We start from the raw sequence: 20587 nt of genomic DNA, 5'->3' as shown, positions 1-20587 counted from the left end.
TATCTCCCGGCCAGCCTCACGGTTGACCGGGAGGTATCGACCTACAGCGCCGCGTCGATTTTCCTGGCTGCGTCTGCACTGACCCACGCATGCCAGACTTCAGGATGTTCCTTGAGGAAGATTTTCGCCAGTTTTGGCGACTCGATACGTTCCTTGGCCATGCGGCCCAGGTTTTGGTTCAGCAAGTCGATCGGCAGGTTGACCTTTTCCAGCACGGCGACCAGTTCCGGGGCTTCGTCGTGGAAGGTTTTCGACAGGCCGACCTTGATGCTCACCGACTTGTCGACGCCCGGCTTTTCTTCGAGTTTGACCAGATCCACCTGGCCCATCAGCGGGGTTGGCGACCAGTAGTAGAACAGGATCGGCTCACCACGCTTGTAGCTCGACAGCACTGCCGCATCCAGCGCAGGACCGGTGCCCGGGCGGAAGTTGGTGTAGCTGCTTTCCAGGCCGTAGCTTTTCAGCATTTCGCTGTTGTCGAGTTCGCAGGTCCAGCCGGCCGGGCAGTTGTAAAAACGGCCCTTGGACGGCTCTTCGGCGTCCTTGAACACGGCGGCGTATTTGCCTAGGTCAGCGATGTTTTTCAGGTCAGGCGCTTTCGGCTCAAGCTTGCGCTTGGCGTCGCCTTCGATCACGTAGCGCGGCACGTACCAGCCTTCCACCGCGCCGACGACCGGAGCGCCGACACCGACGACCTTGCCGGCCTTCTCGGCCTTGTTCCAGACCTCGCTGCGCCCCACCCACTCCTCGGCGAACACTTGAATATCGTTGCTGCTCAGGGCGTTTTCCATGGTGATGGAGTTGCCCGGCAGGCTGTCGGTTTTGCAGTCGTAACCTTTCTCGAGCACCACTTGCAGGACGTCGGTCAGCAGCATGCCGCTTTCCCAGTTCAGCCCGGCGAACTTCACCGGTTTGCCTGATTCACACCAGCCGGCGGCTTGGGTTGCACTGGCACTGGCCAACAGGCCCATGGACAGCAATGTGGTCAGCAGGGTCTTGTTCGATTTCATTGTTGTGACGCTCCTAATCATGAATTGGCTTACGGCAGTCAAGAGGCATCCAGCCCTGTCCACGTCCAAATCAGGCCTGCGCCGCAGCGCGACCGGCCCCGCTTGTTTTAGGTTGTACAACGCTGTTCTGCTCGACCGGCAGAATCAGTTGATCGGGCACCGCGCTGTGCCATTTTTTTGCGCACACGTAGTAGACGGCAGCTGGCAACACCAGGCCGATGATCCAGGAAATATCCACGTCACCGAGGGCAGCCACCAGCGGGCCGGTGTAGAACTTGGTGGAGATGAACGGCAGCTGCACCAGCACGCCGAACACATAAACGCTGATGCCAAGCAGGTTCCAGCGACCGTAGCGACCGTTCGGATTGGCCAGCGCCGGCACGTCATAACGCTCGCGGGTGATGCAGTAGTAATCCACTAGGTTGATCGCGCTCCACGGTGTGAAAAACGCGAGCAGGAACAGGATGAAAGACTTGAACGCGCCGAGGAACGAGTGCTGACCGAGCAACGCAATCAGAGTAGCGGCGCCGACGATCACCAGCACGAACACCAGACGCTGCATCCGGGTCACCGTCAGATGGCCTTTGAAACCACTGATGATGGTCGCGATGCACATGAAGCTGCCGTAGGAGTTCAGCGTCGAGATGGTCACCTTGCCAAACGCGATACTGAAGTACAGCAGCGCGGCGGTGGCACCGGTGCCGCCCAGGCCGACGATGTAGGCAACTTCGTGACCGGCGAATTGGCCGTTGGCAGAAGCCGCAGCAAAGACGCCGAGGATCATCGCCACTTGCGCGCCGACTACCGAACCGGCACCGGCGGCGAAGAAGGTTTTCACCGCCGAGGTGTTGCTCGGCAGGTAACGGGAGTAGTCAGCCACGTAGGGGCCGAAAGCGATCTGCCAGGAGGCCGCGAGCGACACCGCGAGGAGGAAGCTGCTCCAGCTGAAATGACGGATTTGCAGAAGTGCACCGACATCGGTCTGGCTCATCAGACGCCAGAACAGGAACACGAAAGCGATCACGCCAATGACACTGGCGACACGGCCAATCCAGTGGATCACCCGATAGCCGAGCACCGTGACCAGCACAATGACGCTAGCGAAAATCAGGATGCCGACGCTGTCGCTGACGTTAAACAACTGACCCAGCGCCTGACCGGAAAGTACCGTGCCCGTCGCGGTGAAACCGAGGTACATCAGGCACACCAGCACGATCGGGATCGCCGCACCATACACGCCAAACTGCACGCGGCTGGAAATCATCTGCGGCAAGCCAAGCTTCGGCCCTTGAGCCGCATGCAGCGCCATCACCCCGCCGCCGAGCAATTGACCGATCAACAGACCGATCAGCGACCAGAACACATCACCGCCGAGCACCACGGCCAAGGCCCCGGTGACAATCGCGGTGATTTGCAGGTTGGCGCCCATCCACAGGGTGAACTGGCTAAACAGACGACCGTGTCTTTCCGCTTCCGGGATGTAGTCGATCGAACGTCTTTCGATCAACGGTTTGTTGCCTGCACGATCGGTGTTAACAGCCATGATTCAACCTCTGTGGATTGTTTTAATAGTTCACTGAGCTTCGGTAGGGCTGCTTTTCTGTGGGAGCGAGCTTGCTCGCGAATTGGCCAGTACATTCAACATCTGTGCTGGCTGACAGATTGCTTTCGCGAGCAAGCTCGCTCCCACATAAAGCCAAAACGTGTTACTTGCCGCCGGTAATCATCGGCAGGTTCAGCCCCTGCTCCTTGGCGCAGTCGATGGCGATCTGGTAACCGGCATCGGCGTGACGCATGACACCGGTGGCCGGGTCGTTGTGCAGCACGCGCGCAATGCGCTCGGCCGCTTCGTCAGTACCGTCGCAAACAATCACCATGCCCGAGTGCTGGGAGAAGCCCATGCCGACGCCGCCGCCATGGTGCAGGGAAACCCAGGTCGCGCCGCTCGCGGTGTTGAGCAGTGCGTTGAGCAATGGCCAGTCGGATACGGCGTCGGAACCGTCCTGCATCGATTCGGTTTCACGGTTCGGGCTGGCGACCGAGCCGGAGTCGAGGTGGTCACGACCGATCACGATCGGCGCCGACAACTCGCCGCTACGAACCATTTCGTTGAAGGCCAGGCCGAGCTTGGCGCGCAGGCCCAGGCCGACCCAGCAGATACGTGCCGGCAGACCCTGGAAGCTGATGCGCTCGCGGGCCATGTCCAGCCAGTTGTGCAGATGGGCGTCGTCCGGAATCAGCTCTTTGACCTTGGCGTCGGTTTTGTAGATGTCTTGCGGATCGCCCGACAGCGCCGCCCAACGGAACGGGCCGATGCCACGGCAGAACAGTGGACGGATGTAGGCGGGTACGAAGCCCGGGAAATCGAACGCGTTTTCGACGCCTTCTTCCTGCGCCATCTGACGGATGTTGTTGCCGTAGTCGAAGGTCGGAATGCCTTGCTTCTGGAATTCCAGCATGGCTTTGACGTGCACGGCCATCGACTGCTTGGCGGCTTTGATCACAGCGGCCGGTTCGGTCTTGGCGCGAGCGCGGTATTCGTCCCAGGTCCAGCCGGCCGGCAGGTAGCCGTTGAGCGGGTCGTGGGCGCTGGTCTGGTCGGTGACCATGTCCGGACGCACGCCACGCTTGACCAGTTCCGGCAGAATTTCTGCGGCGTTACCCAGCAGGGCGATGGAGATCGCTTTGCCTTCCTTGGTGTATTTGTCGATGCGCGCCAGGGCGTCGTCGAGGTCTTTGGCTTGCTCGTCGACGTAACGGCTTTTCAGGCGGAAATCGATGCTCACTTGTTGGCATTCGATGTTCAGCGAGCAAGCGCCGGCCAGGGTTGCCGCCAGAGGTTGTGCGCCGCCCATGCCACCGAGGCCAGCGGTCAACACCCACTTGCCGGTGAGGTTGTCGTTGTAGTGCTGGCGACCGGCTTCGACGAAGGTTTCGTAAGTACCTTGGACGATGCCTTGACTGCCGATGTAAATCCAGCTGCCGGCGGTCATCTGGCCGTACATGGCCAGGCCTTTGGCGTCGAGTTCGTTGAAGTGTTCCCAGCTCGCCCAGTGCGGTACGAGGTTGGAGTTGGCGATCAGTACACGCGGGGCATTGCTGTGAGTCTTGAACACGCCGACCGGCTTGCCGGATTGCACCAGCAGGGTCTCGTCGTCGTTCAGATTGGTCAGGCTCTCGACGATCTTGTCGTAGCACTCCCAGTTACGCGCAGCGCGACCGATACCACCGTAAACCACCAGCTCTTTCGGGTTCTCGGCGACTTCCGGGTCGAGGTTGTTCATCAGCATGCGCAGTGGCGCTTCGGTCAGCCAGCTCTTGGCGGTCAGCTTGTTGCCGCGGGCGGCGCGGATCTCAACGTTGCGAAACTTTGTAGGCTTATTGTCAGTCACGAAAAAGACTCCTCAGCGATCAATTCAAACCAACCCTGGCAGTGGGCAAGCAGCCTGTGCGCTTCGATGCGCGACAAGCGAATCAGTGGACGCTGCGGAGAGTCTCGAGCGACTCATACGCATACGTCTTTACTTGTACATACAAGCATATGCAATCAAGCGGCCAACTTGCTGGAGAGGTGTTCAAGAAAAATTGCCTGCAGGGCTGGAGAGCACCTGAATCAAGGGTTCGGGCGTGGATGAAATTTTTCGTGGGTCTTTAGGAAGGGGGTTAGAGAATGTTACGAAGGCATGGTTTTGCGCCACGCTGGGGCGTTCGGTAACAAGTTGGTGCGTAAAGGGAAACAGGATGCCGATCGTTCCCACGCTCTGCGTGGTAACGCCGCCACGAACGCTCCGCGTTCGCTTGTGACGCAGAGCGTCACGAGTTGCATTCCCACGCAGAGCGTGGGAACGATCAGTGGGGAGGATTAACTAGCGCGCAGTCAGTTCGATCACGCAGCAACCCGCATTGACGGAGACTTCGACCAACCCGGCGTTACCGTCCAGTTGCAGGCAATCATGGCGACCGAGTTGCGATGCAGTGTCACCGACCCGAACGTCCAGCAGCTCACTGACACTGAACACCAACACCGTCCCCGCCGAACTGAAGAGCCGCTGCTCACCGTCCAGCCACTGCAACCGCGCGCTGTAACGCTGCGGGGCGTAAATCAGATTGAAATCGCGAATCGCGCCGCCGAGCAGCGTGCACGACACCTGGCTTTCCCCGCTGAAAGCAAACGGGTCGAGCGGTAACAGCGGCCGAGTATCGTCACCGTCGACGCACAAGGTCATGCCGTCACCCTGCAACACGGTGATCACCCGCTGGTAACCGGCGAAGGTAGAGAATCCGCCCGACTCGGCAATGTCGGCAATCGACAGGCGCCAGCCAAACCCTTCCAGACCGGCACCCGCATCACGGGTGATTTCTTCAGTGCTGCCACCGCCGTTTTTCCACGGCATGCGCGGGTAGCCTTCGGCGCGTAAAACCTTAAGTGCATTCATTTATGGAACCGCCCTTCCAGACGATGACGAGAACCCGGGTGAATCAATCGTGCCGCGGTCACCGGCTGACGCCCCGACCACGTGCGGCGACGAATCAGCAGGCACGGCTCGCCCTTTTCGATCTGCAGCAACTTGCATTCGGACGGCTCGGCAAGGATCGCTTCAACCACGTGCTCACCTTCGGTCAGCGGCGCGACCTGATTGAGATAGGCGTAAGGCGTTTGCAGGGTGAAATCTTGCTTAAGGTATTCCGGAGCAACCAGTGCGTTGACGAAACGGTCTTCGATTTGCACCGGAATGTCGTTTTCGTAATGCACGATCAGCGAGTGGAACACCTTCTGCCCTTCGCGCATGTCCAGTGCCAGCGCACGTTCGGAACCGGCGGCCTCTTCTTCGAGGGTTATCACCTGGCAGGTGTGGCGATGGCCACGGGAGGCGATTTCGTCAGCGATGTTGTGCACTTCGAACAGCGCGGACTGGCTCTTCGGTTCGGCGACAAACGTGCCGACGCCTTGCATGCGCACCAACAGACCGTCAGCGGTCATCTCGCGCAGGGCGCGGTTGATGGTCATGCGGCTGAAACCGAGTTGATTGACCAACTCGCTTTCAGACGGCACGCGGTAGTGCGGCGGCCAGTTTCCGCTGTCGATCTGCTGGGTGATCATCTGTTTGACGCGGGCGTACAAGGGCGCCGGACTGTCGCCCATGTTCGCGGCCAACGGGGAGACTGGAGGCGGAGTCGGCACGGTTGATCCCTGTTCATTGGATGAAGGTTGCTAGCTTGCCGGAGTTTACCGGGCAGGCAAACGTCTGTATATGTATATACAAATAACACACGATGGGGTGCTGAACCATGTCCGCCTTCTTTGCCGAACGCGCGCTGCTGCCTAACGGATGGGCCAACAATGTACGTCTTGAGGTCAGCGCCGATGGCCTGCTGACCCACATCCAGGCCGATTCCACTGCAGATGGCGCCGAACGACTAAGCGGGCCGTTGCTGCCGGGCATGCCGAATCTGCACTCCCACGCATTCCAGCGAGCGATGGCAGGTCTGGCCGAAGTAGCCGGCAACCCGAACGACAGTTTCTGGACCTGGCGCGATCTGATGTATCGGCTCGTCGGAAAAATCAGCCCCGATCAGCTCGGCGTTATCGCCCGTCAGCTGTACATCGAAATGCTCAAGGCTGGTTACACATCGGTCGCCGAATTTCACTATGTGCACCACGACAGCAATGGTCAGCCTTACGCCGATCCGGCGGAACTGGCGTTGCGCATCAGTCAGGCGGCGAGTGAAAGCGGCATTGGTTTGACCTTGTTGCCGGTGCTCTACAGCCACTCCGGTTTCGGTGGCCAGACACCCAACGATGGCCAGCGCCGTTTTATCAACAGCACCGAAAACTACCTGAATCTGCAATCGCGTTTGCAGCCAATGTTGGCGCAGCAAAAAGCGCAATCGCTGGGTCTGTGCTTTCACTCATTGCGTGCGGTAACGCCGCAGCAGATCAGCGAAGTGTTGGCGGCCAGCGACAAGCAATGCCCAATCCACATCCACATCGCCGAACAGCAGAAGGAAGTCGACGACTGCCTGAACTGGAGCGGACGGCGCCCCTTGCAATGGCTGTACGAAAACACTGAAGTCGATGAGCGCTGGTGCCTGGTGCACGCGACCCATGCCAATCCCGAAGAAGTCACGCTGATGGCCAAGAGTCGTGCCATTGCCGGCCTGTGTCTGACCACCGAGGCAAACCTGGGCGACGGGATTTTCCCGGCGGTGGATTTCCTCGCGCAGGGCGGACGCATGGGCATTGGCTCCGACAGCCATGTCTCGCTCAGTGTGGTGGAGGAATTGCGTTGGCTGGAATACGGTCAGCGGCTGCGCGATCAGCGGCGTAATCGCTTGTATGGTGCGGATCAGCCGATGGTCGGGCGCACGCTGTATGACGCGGCGCTGGATGGCGGTGCGCAGGCGCTGGGGCAGCCGATTGGTGCGCTGGAGGTTGGCAAGCGGGCGGACTGGATTGTGCTCGATGGCAACGATCCGTATCTGGCGACGGCCAGTGGCGACGGGATTTTGAATCGCTGGTTGTTTGCCGGTGGCGATCGTCAGGTGCGCGATGTATTGGTCAATGGCCAGTGGGTGGTGCGCGATGGGCGGCATGCTGGCGAAGAGGACAGTGCACGCGCCTTCACCCAGGTCCTGCGCGATCTTTTAGGCTGACACAAAACAAAAATGTGGGAGCGAGCCTGCTCGCGAAAGCGGTGTATCAGCAACATTTTCGTTAACTGAAACCCCTCTTCGCGAGCAGGCTCGCTCCCACATTTGATTTGTGGTGTTCTTTAGTTTGAAGTCTTGGCCATCTGCCGATCCGACGCGCGCCAGATCAAGCGCGTGGTGTCATAGCCTTGCTGACGCGCCTTGCTCAGCAGTTCTTCGCGCACCACACCGTTGACGGTTGGTGTGCGCGACAGCAGCCACATGTACTTGCGACTCGGGTCGCCGACGATGGCGGTCTTGTAGTCATCGCTGACGTACAGCACCCAATATTCGCCTTTCGCCACACCCGGAATCAGGCGTGAGAACCAGGTATCGAATTCGACCCAGAGCTTGTCGGTCTTGCCCGGCACCTGTGGATAAGCCGTGCCTTTGGCCTCTTCCCACTGCCAGTCCGGGGTCAGGCAGCGATTGAGCACCGCGACATTGCCGTCAGGCTTGAGGGTGTAATGGGCTTCGGATTGCGCGCAATGGCGCTGGAAATACATCGGCAAGCGTGCCAGCTCGTACCACGTGCCCTGATAGCGCTTGAGATTGACGCTGTTGACGGTTTTCGGCGCCAACGGGTCGACGCCGGAAGTGGCGCAGCCGGCCAGTACCAGGCCGGCAAAAAGGATCAGCAATAACCGCTTCATTTTTCTTCTCCGTGGGCGCGAAGCCCCGGTTTACTTCAGGCCTTGGCCGGAAAACATCAGCACTTTGTCACCGGCGTACTGCACGCTGATAAAGCTGTTCTTGTCGCCCCAGGTGCAACTGGACATGCCGAGCGCGCCCGAGCAATCGGTGGGCTTGCCGAGCAGAGTCTCGACTTCGGCCTTGGCCATCCCGGCCGAGAGCTTCGAATAATTTTCCTGATTGACCTTGCTGCATGCGGCCAGCAGCACGCAAAACGTCAGAAGGGCGATAGATCGCAGCGACATGGTGTAACTCCTGGAACGAGGGGGGGATGGCATGGTGCCAACCAGAAGCTTAGAAGAGAAAACCCTCATCTGGTTCCGTGAGGGAATGGCTATTTATTAGCCCGCCCGTCTGGCATTTGCCGATAAATCAGCCACTTTGTAACGCTATTGAGCATTTCGTCGCATTTCGCCAAAGACGCCTAATCTTTGGCGCGACGCAGTCGACATAAAAGCAGCGCAAAGCCCCCAAGTGTGGCAAATTGCCGCCCTTTCTTGACCAGCCCCTTCGCGGTAGCTCATTCGATGACCAGAAACATGAAATTCAGCCACAAGATCTTGTTGGCTGCCGCCCTCGTGGTGGCCGTTGCGTTCGCCTGTTTCATTTTCTTCAACGACTACCGGCAGCGCGAAGCCCTGAGCAGCAGCACCGAAGCCTCGATGCAGGAACTGGGCAGCCTGACCACCAGCAACATCCAGACCTGGCTGGAAAGCCGCATCCAATTGCTGCAATCGTTGTCGCAGCAAGTCGCCGTCGACGGTAACGCTCCCGCCAGCCTGAAACGCATCATCGACCTGCCCGCCTACACCGGCAATTTCCAGCTCAGCTACTTCGGTGGTGCTGACGGCGTGATGTTCTCGGTACCGGCCGGCAACCGCGCGCCGGACTACGACCCACGCGCACGCGGTTGGTACAAAGCCGCCAACAGCGCACAGCAGACCATCGTCACCGAACCGTACATCGCCGCGTCGTCGGGCAAACTGGTGATCACCGTTGCCACGCCGGTACAGCGCCAAGGGCAGATGCTCGGCGTCGCCGGTGCTGACATCGATCTGACCAGTGTCAGCGCGATCATCAACTCGCTGAACTTCGGCGGCCATGGCCACGCGTTCATCGTCAGCGCCGATGGCAAGATCCTGATTCACCCGGACAGCAAACTGGTGCTCAAGACCCTCGCCGAGGCCTACCCGAATGGCGCGCCGAAAGTCAGCGCCGGCCTGAAAGAAGTCGAGTTCGACGGCAAGACTCAGTTGATCTCCTTCACCCGCGTCAACGGCGTGCCATCAGCCGACTGGTACGTGGCGCTGGTGCTCGATAAAGACACCGCGTTCGCAATGCTCAGCGAATTCCGCACCTCGGCGCTGATCGCCATGGTCATTGCCGTGGTGATCATCATCGCCCTGCTCGGCATGCTCATCCGCGTGCTGATGCAACCGCTGCTGACCATGGGCCGTGCGATGCACGACATCGCCGAAGGTGAAGGCGACCTGACCAAACGTCTGGTCATCCACGGCAACGACGAATTCGGCGCACTGGGCACCTCGTTCAACCGCTTCGTCGAGCGTATCCACACCTCGATACGCGAAGTGTCCTCGGCCACCGGCCAAGTCAACGAAGTCGCCCTGCGCGTGGTCGCGGCCTCGAACTCGTCGATGTACAACTCCGACCAGCAAGCCTCGCGCACCAACAGCGTGGCCGCCGCGATTAACCAGCTCGGCGCCGCCGCCCAGGAAATTGCCCAGAACGCTGCGCTAGCCTCGCAGCACTCCAGCGATGCGCGCAGCCTCGCGGTCGACGGTCAGCAGGTTGTCGATAAAACCATCCAGGCCATGCAGCAGCTGTCGGCGAAGATCAGCGATTCGTGCGGCAACATCGAAACCCTGAACAGCAACACGGTGAACATCGGCCAGATTCTCGAAGTGATCACCAGCATTTCCCAGCAGACCAACCTGCTCGCGCTCAACGCTGCGATCGAAGCAGCGCGGGCCGGTGAAGCCGGGCGTGGTTTCGCTGTGGTCGCTGACGAAGTGCGCAACCTCGCCCACCGCACCCAGGATTCGGCGCAGCAAGTGCAGAAGATGATCGAAGAGCTGCAAATCGGCGCGCGCCAGGCGGTCAGCATCATGACCGAGAGCCAGCGCGAGAGCGAAAGCAGCGTCGGCATCGCTAACCAGGCCGGCGAGCGGTTGGGCAGCGTGACTCAGCGTATTGGCGAGATCGACGGGATGAACCAGTCGGTAGCGACGGCGACTGAAGAGCAGACGGCGGTGGTCGAGTCGATCAATGTCGATATCAACGAGATCAACACGCTGAATCAGGAAGGTGTGGAGAACCTGCAGGCGACGTTGCGGGCTTGCTCGGATCTGGAGCAGCAGGCGGCGCGGTTGAAGCAATTGGTTGGCAGCTTCCGCATCTGAAGATCAAGAGCCTTACCCCCTCACCCCAGCCCTCCCGAAACGTCGGACCGCCCCCAGGGGGGCGAGGGGAAAAGGGAGCCGATCTTCATGCTGTTCAAACCTGAGTTCGACTCGATATTTCAGGTCGGCGTACCTCGCCCAACCACCTCGGTCAGTCCCCTCTCCCTCAGGGAGAGGGCTAGGGTGAGGGAAAGCTCTTAAAATCTAGACCCCGGCTCAGAAAGAAACACCAACTCCTCAGCCGTAGACTCCCGCCCCAACACCGCATTGCGATGCGGAAACCGGCCAAACCGCGCAATCACTTTCTGATGCCGCTCGGCATAATCCAGATTATCGGCAAACACCGCCCGCTCCGACTCCGGCTGTTCAGCCACCAGTTCGATAAATCGGGAAACCGCCTCATTCTGCACCGCGAGGTTTTCGCAGTGTTCGAACACCAGATAAATGAACACTCGCTGAATGGGTTTTAACTGCCGATCGAAATCCGCAGCAATGCCTTGGGCCACGAGTTTCTGCGCGCGCAGATCACCGGAGAAGGCTTTAGGCGTGTCGCGAAAGATCATTCGCGGCAGTTGATCGAGCAATAGCACCACGGCCAGCCAACCTTCGGGACGTTGCGTCCACTCGGTCAGTTCGCCGGCCAGGGCCTGATCGACAAAGACCCCGAAACGCGTCTGCGCTTCGAGGTCTTGGCTGTCTCGCTTGCCGAACCACAACTTGCCCTTGTCAGCCGCTATCTCGTCGGGGGATTCGGCTTGTCCGAACCACCAATCAAGCAACGGCTGCCAAGGCGCGGTCATGGTTTATTCCTTGTGGTAGGCCGTAGCGCGGGCGACTTCTTCTTTCGAACCGAGGAACACCGCTACGCGCTGGTGCAGGCCTTCCGGCTGAATGTCGAGAATGCGCTGGTGGCCGTCGGTGGACGCGCCGCCCGCTTGTTCCACGAGGAACGACATCGGGTTGGCTTCGTACATCAGACGCAGTTTGCCTGGCTTGGAAGGCTCACGGCTGTCGCGCGGGTACATGAACAGACCGCCACGGGTCAGAATGCGGTGTACGTCGGCAACCATCGCGGCGACCCAACGCATGTTGTAGTTCTTTTTCAGCGGACCTTCTTCACCGGCCAGCAGTTCGCCCACGTAGCGTTGTACCGGGGCTTCCCAGTGACGCTGGTTGGACATGTTGATGGCGAATTCCTGGGTTGATTCAGGAATGGTGATGTCTTCGTGGGTCAGCACGAAGCTGCCCATTTCACGGTCGAGGGTGAAGCCTTTGACGCCGTCGCCCAGGGTCAGTACCAGCATGGTTTGCGGGCCGTAGATTGCATAACCGGCGGCAACTTGCTGAGTGCCCGGCTGCAGGAACGCTTTCTCGTTCAGCGGCTCGTTCTGGCTCAGGTATTCGTTCGGGCAACGCAGTACCGAGAAGATGGTGCCGACCGGGGCGTTGATGTCGATGTTCGACGAGCCGTCCAGTGGGTCGAATACCAGCAGGTACGCGCCTTTCGGGTATTTACCCGGGATCTGGTAGGCATTGTCCATTTCTTCGGACGCCATGCCGGCCAGGTGACCGCCCCATTCGTTGGCTTCGAGCAGGATCTCGTTGGAGATCACGTCGAGCTTCTTCTGCACTTCGCCTTGGACGTTTTCAGTGCCCATGCTGCCCAGAACACCACCCAGGGCGCCTTTCGACACGGCGTGGCTGATTTCTTTGCAAGCACGCGCGACCACTTCGATCAGGAAACGCAGATCGGCAGGAGTGTTATTGCTGCGGGTCTGCTCAATCAAATAGCGACTCAGGGTAACGCGGGACATGGACGGCTCCGGTGGAATGGGGGGCTAAAAACCCGCGCAGTTTACAGGGAGTCTGAAAACGTAGCGAGCGAAGACGCCCGGTAACGTGCGTTGGGGTGTAATTGCCTGCATGAGACGTGAATGTGGGTGGAGAGTTCAGGTAGCGGGTTTAGCGTAGTTGGAAATCGGACGGGTGTGGCTGGGGGTTAATTGATCAGTTCGGAATATGCATTGGCTGACAAGCCGCTTTCGCGAGCAGGCTCGCTCCCACAGGGAATCGGAGTGACCGCTGAATTGGCGTCCATTGAAGATCCACTGTGGGAGCGAGCTTGCTCGCGAATGGCGCGCAGCGCCAGCCATTCTCAGGAATTGGCAGGCGGTTTACGCAACAAGCTAAACGCCATCGCCCCGAGGAACACCACACTCAGCAACAACACCGCCCACAAGCCAATCTTCTTCCAATTGGTCTCAGCCACCGCCGCCGTAGTCGCCGTAGAAGTCTGCGTAACAACCGCCTCACTCAGAACCGCAGCCTTACCCAACGCCGCCAGTTTCTCCGGTTTGAAATCCGGGATCAGCGTCGCCAACGGCAGATTCGCCGTCCTCACGCTCGGGTTGCCCAACGCCAGGCTGTAAGGGCCCTCTCCCCGCGCGAGGAAAATCACCTGCGTCGCCCGCACCGCATATTTCAGACTCGGCGCCTGCTCACCCAGACCGCCGCCGCGCTCATCGACCGTCAGCTTCAACTGCTGCACGGTCTGCCCGTAGAGCTGCAATTCGTTCTGCTGCACGTCCTGATTATTCTGAGTCAGGCGATAGAGCAAACCGCTGCTCAGCGTCTGCCACGGCAAACTGCTTTCACGGCGCCCTGCCAGCGTCACTGGCGCCAGGCTGTTCGGCTGTTTCAGCTCGACCTGCACACGTTCGACATTCAGCCCCATCGGCAACTGCCAGGTGTATTCTCCGGCCTTTGTGCTGCTGCCGGCCAATGTCTGCGACCAGACCAACGGCAGCGGAACGTTGCGCGGATCACTGCTTTTCAATTGAACCGCCGTCAGGATCGGCGCCGAATTCGGCGACTCCCACAACAGCCGCACATAACGCGCCGATTGCCCCGGCAATGTCACTTCATGCTGCTCGATGCGCTCATCGGAAAAGGTCAGCCGTGCCACCTGCCCTTCGCCCCACGCTTGCCAGTGTTGCAGGTCGTCGCTGGCTTCGATGCTGAAGCGCTGGAAGCCATCGCGCTCGCTGGTCCAGTCGAGGATCAGTTGCTGCAATGGCGCCTTGATCGCGCTGGCATCCAGCAGCCAGCCGCGCAGCACTTCTTCACCCGCCTCCAACTGACTGGACGGCTGCACTTCGACCAGCGTGCCGCTGGTGGTCGACTGCACGCGCACGTTCGGCGCGCGTTCGCTGGCGTCGGCGGCGTTGTACAGCGGGAACCATTTCACTTCATGCAACTGGCCGTCGTCACGGGTCTGCGCCGACTCACGGGCCAAGGCGTAGGCCTGCGGTTCGCCGGCCGCGTTGAACACCCGCAGATCACTGAGATCGGTCTGGCGCGCCTGCAATTGCACGCTCAACGGCAATTCGAGGCGATACCACGGGCCGTTGCCGCTGACCGCCAGCGGCACCTGCGTGGCGAAGTCCGCCGGTTTTTCCTGAGCGCCAGCCACCATCACCACGCCCAACGCCAACCAACCCAGATTTCGCATGCGACTCAAGATGAAACTCCTTCGGTGTCCGGGACCGGTTTGTCCGCCGCTGGCTCAGCTTCAACGCGTTTGGGCGGCAGCGGTGCGAAATAACCGACCACCAGCAGCAACACGCCAACGCCGATAAACGAGACGATCCGGGCGAGGCCGCCACGGTTGCTCAATTCAACAAAAATCAGTTTGGCCACCACCAGCGCAATCAGCGCCGCGCCGATCAGCCACACTTCGCGGCGATGACGCAGATGTCCACCGATCATCAGCCCGAGCGCCATCAGCGTCCAGACGATCGACAATCCGGCCTGCACCAGCATCGAGGCGAGCAGCGTATCCAGTTCGAAGGGGATGCCGGCCCAATGGTGCGCGGCGCGGGTGACCAGCGCAGTGCATAAGGCAAACAGCGAGACTCCGGCGATCAGTTGCGTCGCGTAATCGGCGTAGTCCTGACGGATCGACAACTGCGAAACCGCGCTGCGCGACCAGACGTAAACGCCGAACAATGCGAACAACAAACCCAGCTCCAATGGATTGAGCAGCGGCACATAAGGCAGCGGCTCGGCATTGCCATCGCTGACGCCATTGGCCAGCCAGAACCATGCGAGCATCAACACCGCCAACGGCGCAGCGGCGTACAAACGGTATTCGCGAGGGAATGCCGCCACCGGCCACGGCCAACTGCGCGGTGCAGCCGCCAGCAGCAGATAAAGGCTCGGCAGAATCGCCCAACCCAGCCAACGCCAGGCGTTGTATTGCTCGGACAACAGCAACAGGCCATAACGCAATTCCAGCGCCAGCACGCCAATCAGCAGCCAGCAGCCGAGCACATGCGCAGTGCTCAAGGCCCGCGCCGGTAGCATTGGCGCCAAGCGTCGAAGGCTGAAGAAATGCACGGCGAATACCGCCGCCCACGCCAGCCAACCGAAATCGGCCGCCGGGTGATAACGCGAATGCCAAGCCGCGAGCAACACCAGACCTGCCGTCGGAATCAGCAAGGTGCAGAGCAAGCCAAGCGTCGGCCATTTCAAACGTAGCGACAACACAGTCCACAACGCCACGCTTACAGCTGCAACCAACAGCAGCAACGTGCCTTGCAGATTCGGGGCAGCAAACCGCAACACTTCACTCACCCACGCCAGCGCCCACCAGCCCGCGCCCCACACCAGCAATACTTCGGACAAGCGCTGCAAACTCAACGCATCGAATGCCGAGGCATGATTACCCAGTTGCAGACGCCAGGCACCGATCATCGCCGCCAGCCCCAGCACCAGCGGCGTCCAGAATCCGCCATGGGCCAGCGGTTTCAAACCTTCGCTGGACAGTGGCCCGAGCAAATCCGGAGCGGCCAGCAAAAACGCTGCACCACCGATCACCTGCAACAACAAACCGAAAACAAAACTCACGCGCTGCTGGAGGTACAGGCTCAGCCAGATGATCAGCAAACCACTGGCCGCCCACACCGCGCTCGCCGTTTGCCACGGCAGCACAAACAACACCGCCAGATTGATCAGCACCAGGCCGGCCAGCAATACCACCGACAAACCACGCAATAGGCGCACATCGCTGCGCACCATTTCATCGCGAGCCGCCAACAGCATGCCGGCGATCAACGCCAGACCGATCAGCGAAGCACTGAGCAAGCCACTCCAGCCGGCGCTGAACACCGCTGCCGAATCCTCGCCCGCGCCTTGCAGACGCAACAGGAATAACGCACCGCCGAGCAACTGCACGGCAAATGCGCTGAACAGGAAGGTGCGCGACTGAATCCGCAGACCGACAAACAACGTCGCCAACCCGGCGAGCGCCCAACTGATCGCCGTGGCCTGCACGAAGAAAAACAGCGGCGCCAGCAGATAGAGGAAGGTCAGGCCCAGAGACGCCAACACCGGCAAGCCTTGACGCTCCCAAAGTGATGCCTGTTCCGGCGAGGCCTTGCGCAATTGATAGAAGCTGAACAGCAAGGCAATCCCGAGCATCAACGCGCCCAGCGGCGCACCGTCGAGCAGACTGCTTTCGCCAACGCGCAATTGGCTGAGGAAGGCCAACGCCGACCCCAGTTGCAGGAGCAAGGCAAACGCCCGGGCGAACGGTCGATGCTGACGCAGACCGAGCCAGAAAATCCCCGCGCCTTCCACCGCCCATGCCGCCGAGGTCCAGCGCGCATCGAGTCCCAGCGGGATCGCCAGACTGGCAAAAATCACCCCGAGCGCCAGGCAGGTTTCGCCCAGCAGCAACGCGCGGCCGCCCATCAACACCTTCGCCAGAGCCATATAGATCATGCCCAGTGCCAGCGCACTGAACGCCGCCGCAAACTCCAGATGCTGGACCAAGGCAAACTGCAAACCGAAGCCGATGATTGGCGGGCCGAACAGCATGCTGCCATCGACATAATCGCCCTTGCGCGCCGACCAGTGCAGCAACGCTTCGCGGTCGCCATCCGCCGGGGCATCTGGCATGTCGAGCAACTTGCGGCGGGCGAACAACAGGCCGATGGCGAGGTACATCAGGAAGAACAGAATCAGGAACGGCTCGGTGCTCCACAACAGCTCTGGCGCATAAGAGCGCAGGCCCCAGGCGAAACCGATGCCGAAGGTGCCGACGAAGCCAATCAGGTTGAGCAAACGCCAGGCCTTGAACCAGGCGATGGCGAGAATGCCGGCGTTGAGCAGCGCGAAATAACTGAACAGCGCAACGTGATTACCAGCGCCGGTGGAGGTCAGGATTGGCGCGGCGAAACCGCCCAATGCGGCGACGGCGGCCAACGCCAGCGAGTCTTGGGTGATCGCCAGAATCGCCGAGAACACCGTCACAGCGACCAGCAAGCCCAACGCGGCAGACGGATCGAGCAACGGATGCAGGCGCATCGCAGCAAACACCGTCAAGTACAGCACCGCAATCCCGGTGCCTTGCAGCATCAACGCGTAACTGCTGTTGCGCCGCCGCAACCACCAGCCGAGTGCGAGCAAACCCAGAGCCGCTGCCGCAACTCCGGCGTAACGCACTTCAATCGGCACGACCATGCCTTCAGTGGCGTAGCGCAGCAGAAACGCCAGACCGAAGAACAACAAGACCACACCAACGCGCAGCACGGTGTTGCCGCCGAACAGCCAGTTACGCGCAGCACTGATGCCACGTTCGATGAGGTTCGGGCCACGGGGTTCGGCAGGTTTTGACGGTTCGGGCGTGACGGCATCGAGGCGCCACACATCAGCAGGCAGCGGTTGACTGGTTTCACTGGCGACGGCGGAAATCGGTTCGAGTTCGGGCGGCAGCTCCCAGATCAGTTCGGATGCCGGCACTTCTTCGGCTGCTTTGACGGGTTCTACGACTGGCTCGGTGACGGGCGGCGTACTCGCTGGCGACGCGGCGCGAACCGGTGCACCTTCGAGCAGAAACAGGCGCTGTTCAACCCCTTGCAAAGCGACCTTCGCCTGCTCAAGTTGACGCTGCTGCTCCATCGCCTGCGTGCCAAGCCGCGCGATGCGGATCGTCTGCCCGATCACCAGCCCCAGCAACGCGCCCAACAGCGCATCACTGAGCGACTCGTCGAGCAGCCAGCCGAGCACCAGCCCGATCAACATGAACATCCATTGCATGGTCGATATCCCTAAGCGCGAAGGCTAATCCGGGAAGATTAGCGCAGCCTGACCCAAAAAGATCGCAGCCTGCGGCAGCTCCAGGGTTATGCGAACACCTGTGTAGGAGCTGCCGAAGGCTGCGATCTTTTCCGGCGCGCGATTATATCGAGCCGAGTGGAAAGTTACTCCAGCGCTTTCCAGATATCCGTGGCGTACTCACGAATCGTCCGGTCTGAGGAGAACCAGCCCATCCGCGCCGTATTGAGCACCGCCGAGCGCCACCAGTTGTTGGAATCGTGCCAGTGCGCTTCAACGCGCTTCTGCGCCTCCCAGTAAGAGTCAAAGTCGGCGCAGACCAGGAAGCGGTCGTAATCCACCAGCGAATCGATCAGCCCGGTGTAGCGCGAAGTGTCATCCGGCGAGAACACTCCGCTGCGAATCGCTTGCAGCACATCGTTCAAACGATGCGACGCGGCAATGTCCGGCAACGCGCTGAACTCGTGGTTCTGTTTACGCGCTTCAACCTGCTGCGCGCTGAGGCCGAAAATGAACATGTGCTCGGCACCGATGCGTTCGCACATTTCCACGTTGGCGCCGTCCAGCGTGCCGATGGTCAGTGCGCCGTTGAGGCCGAACTTCATGTTACTGGTGCCCGATGCTTCGAACCCGGCAGTGGAAATCTGCTCGGACAAGTCCGCCGCCGGAATGATGCTCTCCGCCAGGCTGACGTTGTAGTTGGGCAGGAACACCACTTTAAGCAAGCCGCGCACCGTCGGGTCGTTGTTCACCACCCGGGCGATGTCGTTGGTCAGCTTGATGATCAGTTTGGCCTGGTGATAACTCGCCGCCGCCTTGCCGGCGAAGATTTTCACCCGTGGCACCCAGTCGACTTCCGGCTCGGCGCGAATCGCCTGATACAGCGCCACGGTGTGCATCAGGTTGAGCAACTGGCGTTTGTATTCGTGAATCCGTTTAACCTGCACGTCGAACATCGCCGCCGGATTGACCGCGATCCCCAGCCGTTCGTGAATCAGATAGGCCAAGGCTTTCTTGCTGTGCAGGCGTTGCTCGGCGAAGGCCTTGCGGAACGCGGTTTTTTCGGCGAACGGCTCGAGATCGAGCAAACGCTCTTCGGGGTTATCCAATAGATCCGGGCCGAGCGCGTCGACCAGCATCGAGGTCAATTCGGAGTTGGCCTGATACAGCCAGCGGCGGAAGGTAATGCCGTTGGTTTTGTTGTTGATCCGCTCCGGATAGAGCTTGTGCAGTTCGGCGAACACGGTTTTGCGCATCAACTGCGTGTGCAGCCCGGACACGCCGTTGACGCTGTGCGAACCGAGAAACGCAAGGTTGCCCATGCGCACCCGGCGACCGTTGTCTTCTTCGATCAGCGACACCGCGCGCAGCACGTCGAAATCGTGAATGCCTTTGGCCCGCAGCGAGTCGATGTGCTGGGCGTTGATCAGGTAAATGATCTGCATGTGTCGCGGCAGCATGCGTTCCATCAAACCCACTGGCCAGGTTTCCAGCGCTTCCGGCAGCAACGTGTGGTTGGTATACGACAGCGTGTCGACGGTCACTTGCCACGCGGCATCCCACGCCACGTCATAGACGTCGACGAGTTGCCGCATCAGTTCGGCAACAGCGATTGAAGGATGGGTGTCGTTGAGCTGGATCGCCGCGTGATCGCCCAAGGTCAGCACCGAGGTGTGCATGTTGCGGTGACGACGCAGCAGATCCTGCAAGGAGGCCGCGACGAAGAAGTACTCCTGACGCAGGCGCAGCTCTTGGCCTGCTTCAGTGCTGTCCGCCGGGTAAAGCACGCGGGAGATACTTTCCGCCCGGGCCACTTCGGCGACCGCGCCCAAGTGGTCGCCGGCGTTGAAGCGCTCCAGGTGCAAATCTTCCATGGCGCGGGCACGCCACAGCCGCAAGGTGTTGACGCTCGCCCCGCGCCAGCCGACCACGGGCGTGTCGTAAGCAATGGCGCGCACGGTTTCTGCCGGCGACCAGACTTGTTTGGATTTGCCGCTGACATCGGTGACGGTTTCAACGCTGCCGCCGAAGCCGATGGTGTAAACCACTTCCGGCCGTTCGAATTCCCACGGGTTGCCGAAATCCAGCCAGTGCTCGGTCTGCTCCTGCTGCCAGCCGTCGACGATGGCCTGACGGAACAAGCCGTGTTCATAACGAATACCGTAGCCGTGACCGGCGATGCCGAGAGTCGACATGCTTTCCATGAAGCACGCCGCCAGACGCCCGAGGCCGCCGTTGCCGAGCGCCGCATCAGGCTCCAGCAAACGGATGCGCTCCAGATCGACACCGAGTTCAGTCAGCGCTTCACGGGCGACGTCGAGCAGACCAAGGTTGCTCAGGCTGTCATAGAGCAAACGGCCGATAAGAAATTCCAGTGAGAGGTAGTACACCCGTTTCTGACCTTTGCGGTAGATCTGCCGGGTGTGGTCCATCCAGTGCTCGACCATGTGATCACGCGCCGCGAGGGCGATGGCTTCGAACCAGTCATGGTCGAACGCGTGATCGGGGTCTTTACCCACCGCGTAGGTGAGCTTGGTCAGGACGGCGTCGCGGAATGCGGCCACCTCTGCTTCGCGAACTAGTGGTTCTTGAGTCATCAATAGGACCTCGAGCGAGCGGGAATTGTCTGAGCCTAGACGGTCTGACCGACGGTGA

14 protein-coding genes and 1 pseudogene are annotated in these 20587 nt (G+C 60.4%); 3 read left to right on the top strand and 12 right to left on the bottom strand.

The genetic code is table 11. From position 1 onward, the window contains the following. Positions 1-41: 41 nt before the first annotated feature. The 5 genes from ACRRSD_RS17220 to hutC all read right to left on the bottom strand — a co-directional run bounded on the left by ACRRSD_RS17220 (position 42) and on the right by hutC (position 6153). Positions 42-1010, bottom strand: a complete 969-nt coding sequence (locus ACRRSD_RS17220) for an ABC transporter substrate-binding protein (RefSeq protein WP_435034398.1) — start codon at positions 1008-1010, stop codon at positions 42-44. Between the two features lie 70 nt (positions 1011-1080). Beyond that, positions 1081-2553 (bottom strand): purine-cytosine permease family protein, encoded by a 1473-nt coding sequence (locus ACRRSD_RS17215; protein WP_435034397.1) that lies wholly within the window; start codon positions 2551-2553, stop codon positions 1081-1083. 163 nt (positions 2554-2716) lie between these two features. Further along, positions 2717-4402: a urocanate hydratase gene (gene hutU / locus ACRRSD_RS17210; RefSeq protein ID WP_093430052.1), complete on the bottom strand. Its 1686-nt coding sequence runs from the start codon at positions 4400-4402 to the stop codon at positions 2717-2719. Positions 4403-4876: 474 nt separating this feature from the next. After that, on the bottom strand, positions 4877-5446 hold the full coding sequence (locus tag ACRRSD_RS17205) for a HutD/Ves family protein (RefSeq protein ID WP_435034396.1): 570 nt from the start codon (positions 5444-5446) through the stop codon (positions 4877-4879). Continuing rightward, a complete protein-coding gene (gene hutC, locus ACRRSD_RS17200; RefSeq protein WP_163013658.1) occupies positions 5443-6153 on the bottom strand; it encodes a histidine utilization repressor in 711 nt (236 codons plus the stop codon). Before hutC ends, ACRRSD_RS17205 begins: the two co-directional genes overlap by 4 nt. A 146-nt stretch (positions 6154-6299) precedes the next feature. Here hutC and ACRRSD_RS17195 point away from each other — a divergent pair, with 146 nt between their 5' ends. Continuing rightward, positions 6300-7664 carry a formimidoylglutamate deiminase gene (locus ACRRSD_RS17195; protein WP_435034395.1) on the top strand — a complete coding sequence of 455 codons (1365 nt, stop codon included), beginning with the start codon at positions 6300-6302 and terminating at the stop codon, positions 7662-7664. Between the two features lie 119 nt (positions 7665-7783). Here ACRRSD_RS17195 and ACRRSD_RS17190 read toward each other — a convergent pair whose 3' ends face one another. Together ACRRSD_RS17190 and ACRRSD_RS17185 are read right to left on the bottom strand one after the other, a co-directional pair. Further along, positions 7784-8353, bottom strand: coding sequence for a lipocalin family protein (locus ACRRSD_RS17190; protein WP_122609145.1), 570 nt, complete (start codon positions 8351-8353; stop codon positions 7784-7786). Between the two features lie 30 nt (positions 8354-8383). Continuing rightward, positions 8384-8638 (bottom strand): hypothetical protein, encoded by a 255-nt coding sequence (locus ACRRSD_RS17185; RefSeq protein WP_003220802.1) that lies wholly within the window; start codon positions 8636-8638, stop codon positions 8384-8386. A gap of 282 nt (positions 8639-8920) precedes the next feature. On the opposite strand from ACRRSD_RS17185, the pseudogene ACRRSD_RS17180 reads away from it, so the two are divergent. Next, positions 8921-9955, top strand: a pseudogene (locus tag ACRRSD_RS17180) (HAMP domain-containing protein); the annotation flags it as partial. 93 nt (positions 9956-10048) lie between these two features. Further along, positions 10049-10813, top strand: a complete 765-nt coding sequence (locus tag ACRRSD_RS17175) for a methyl-accepting chemotaxis protein (protein ID WP_435038514.1) — start codon at positions 10049-10051, stop codon at positions 10811-10813. 197 nt (positions 10814-11010) lie between these two features. Here ACRRSD_RS17175 and ACRRSD_RS17170 read toward each other — a convergent pair whose 3' ends face one another. The 5 genes from ACRRSD_RS17170 to ACRRSD_RS17150 all read right to left on the bottom strand — a co-directional run bounded on the left by ACRRSD_RS17170 (position 11011) and on the right by ACRRSD_RS17150 (position 20529). After that, positions 11011-11613, bottom strand: a complete 603-nt coding sequence (locus ACRRSD_RS17170) for a DUF924 family protein (protein WP_435034394.1) — start codon at positions 11611-11613, stop codon at positions 11011-11013. A gap of 3 nt (positions 11614-11616) precedes the next feature. Beyond that, positions 11617-12627 carry a class 1 fructose-bisphosphatase gene (locus ACRRSD_RS17165; protein ID WP_007909265.1) on the bottom strand — a complete coding sequence of 337 codons (1011 nt, stop codon included), beginning with the start codon at positions 12625-12627 and terminating at the stop codon, positions 11617-11619. 341 nt (positions 12628-12968) lie between these two features. Continuing rightward, entirely contained in the window at positions 12969-14333 is a 1365-nt protein-coding gene (locus ACRRSD_RS17160) for a DUF3999 domain-containing protein (protein ID WP_435034393.1), read from the bottom strand. After that, positions 14330-17914 carry a DUF2339 domain-containing protein gene (locus tag ACRRSD_RS17155; protein WP_435034392.1) on the bottom strand — a complete coding sequence of 1195 codons (3585 nt, stop codon included), beginning with the start codon at positions 17912-17914 and terminating at the stop codon, positions 14330-14332. Before ACRRSD_RS17155 ends, ACRRSD_RS17160 begins: the two co-directional genes overlap by 4 nt. 164 nt (positions 17915-18078) lie before the next feature. Next, entirely contained in the window at positions 18079-20529 is a 2451-nt protein-coding gene (locus ACRRSD_RS17150) for a glycogen/starch/alpha-glucan phosphorylase (protein ID WP_150750172.1), read from the bottom strand. Between the last annotated feature and the right edge of the window lie 58 nt (positions 20530-20587).

The sequence above is a fragment of the Pseudomonas neuropathica genome (assembly GCF_051174785.1).
GTDB classification, from domain to species: domain Bacteria; phylum Pseudomonadota; class Gammaproteobacteria; order Pseudomonadales; family Pseudomonadaceae; genus Aquipseudomonas; species Aquipseudomonas neuropathica_A.
Note: the sequence above shows the minus strand (reverse complement) of the source record. Positions and strands in the feature narration are given on the sequence as shown.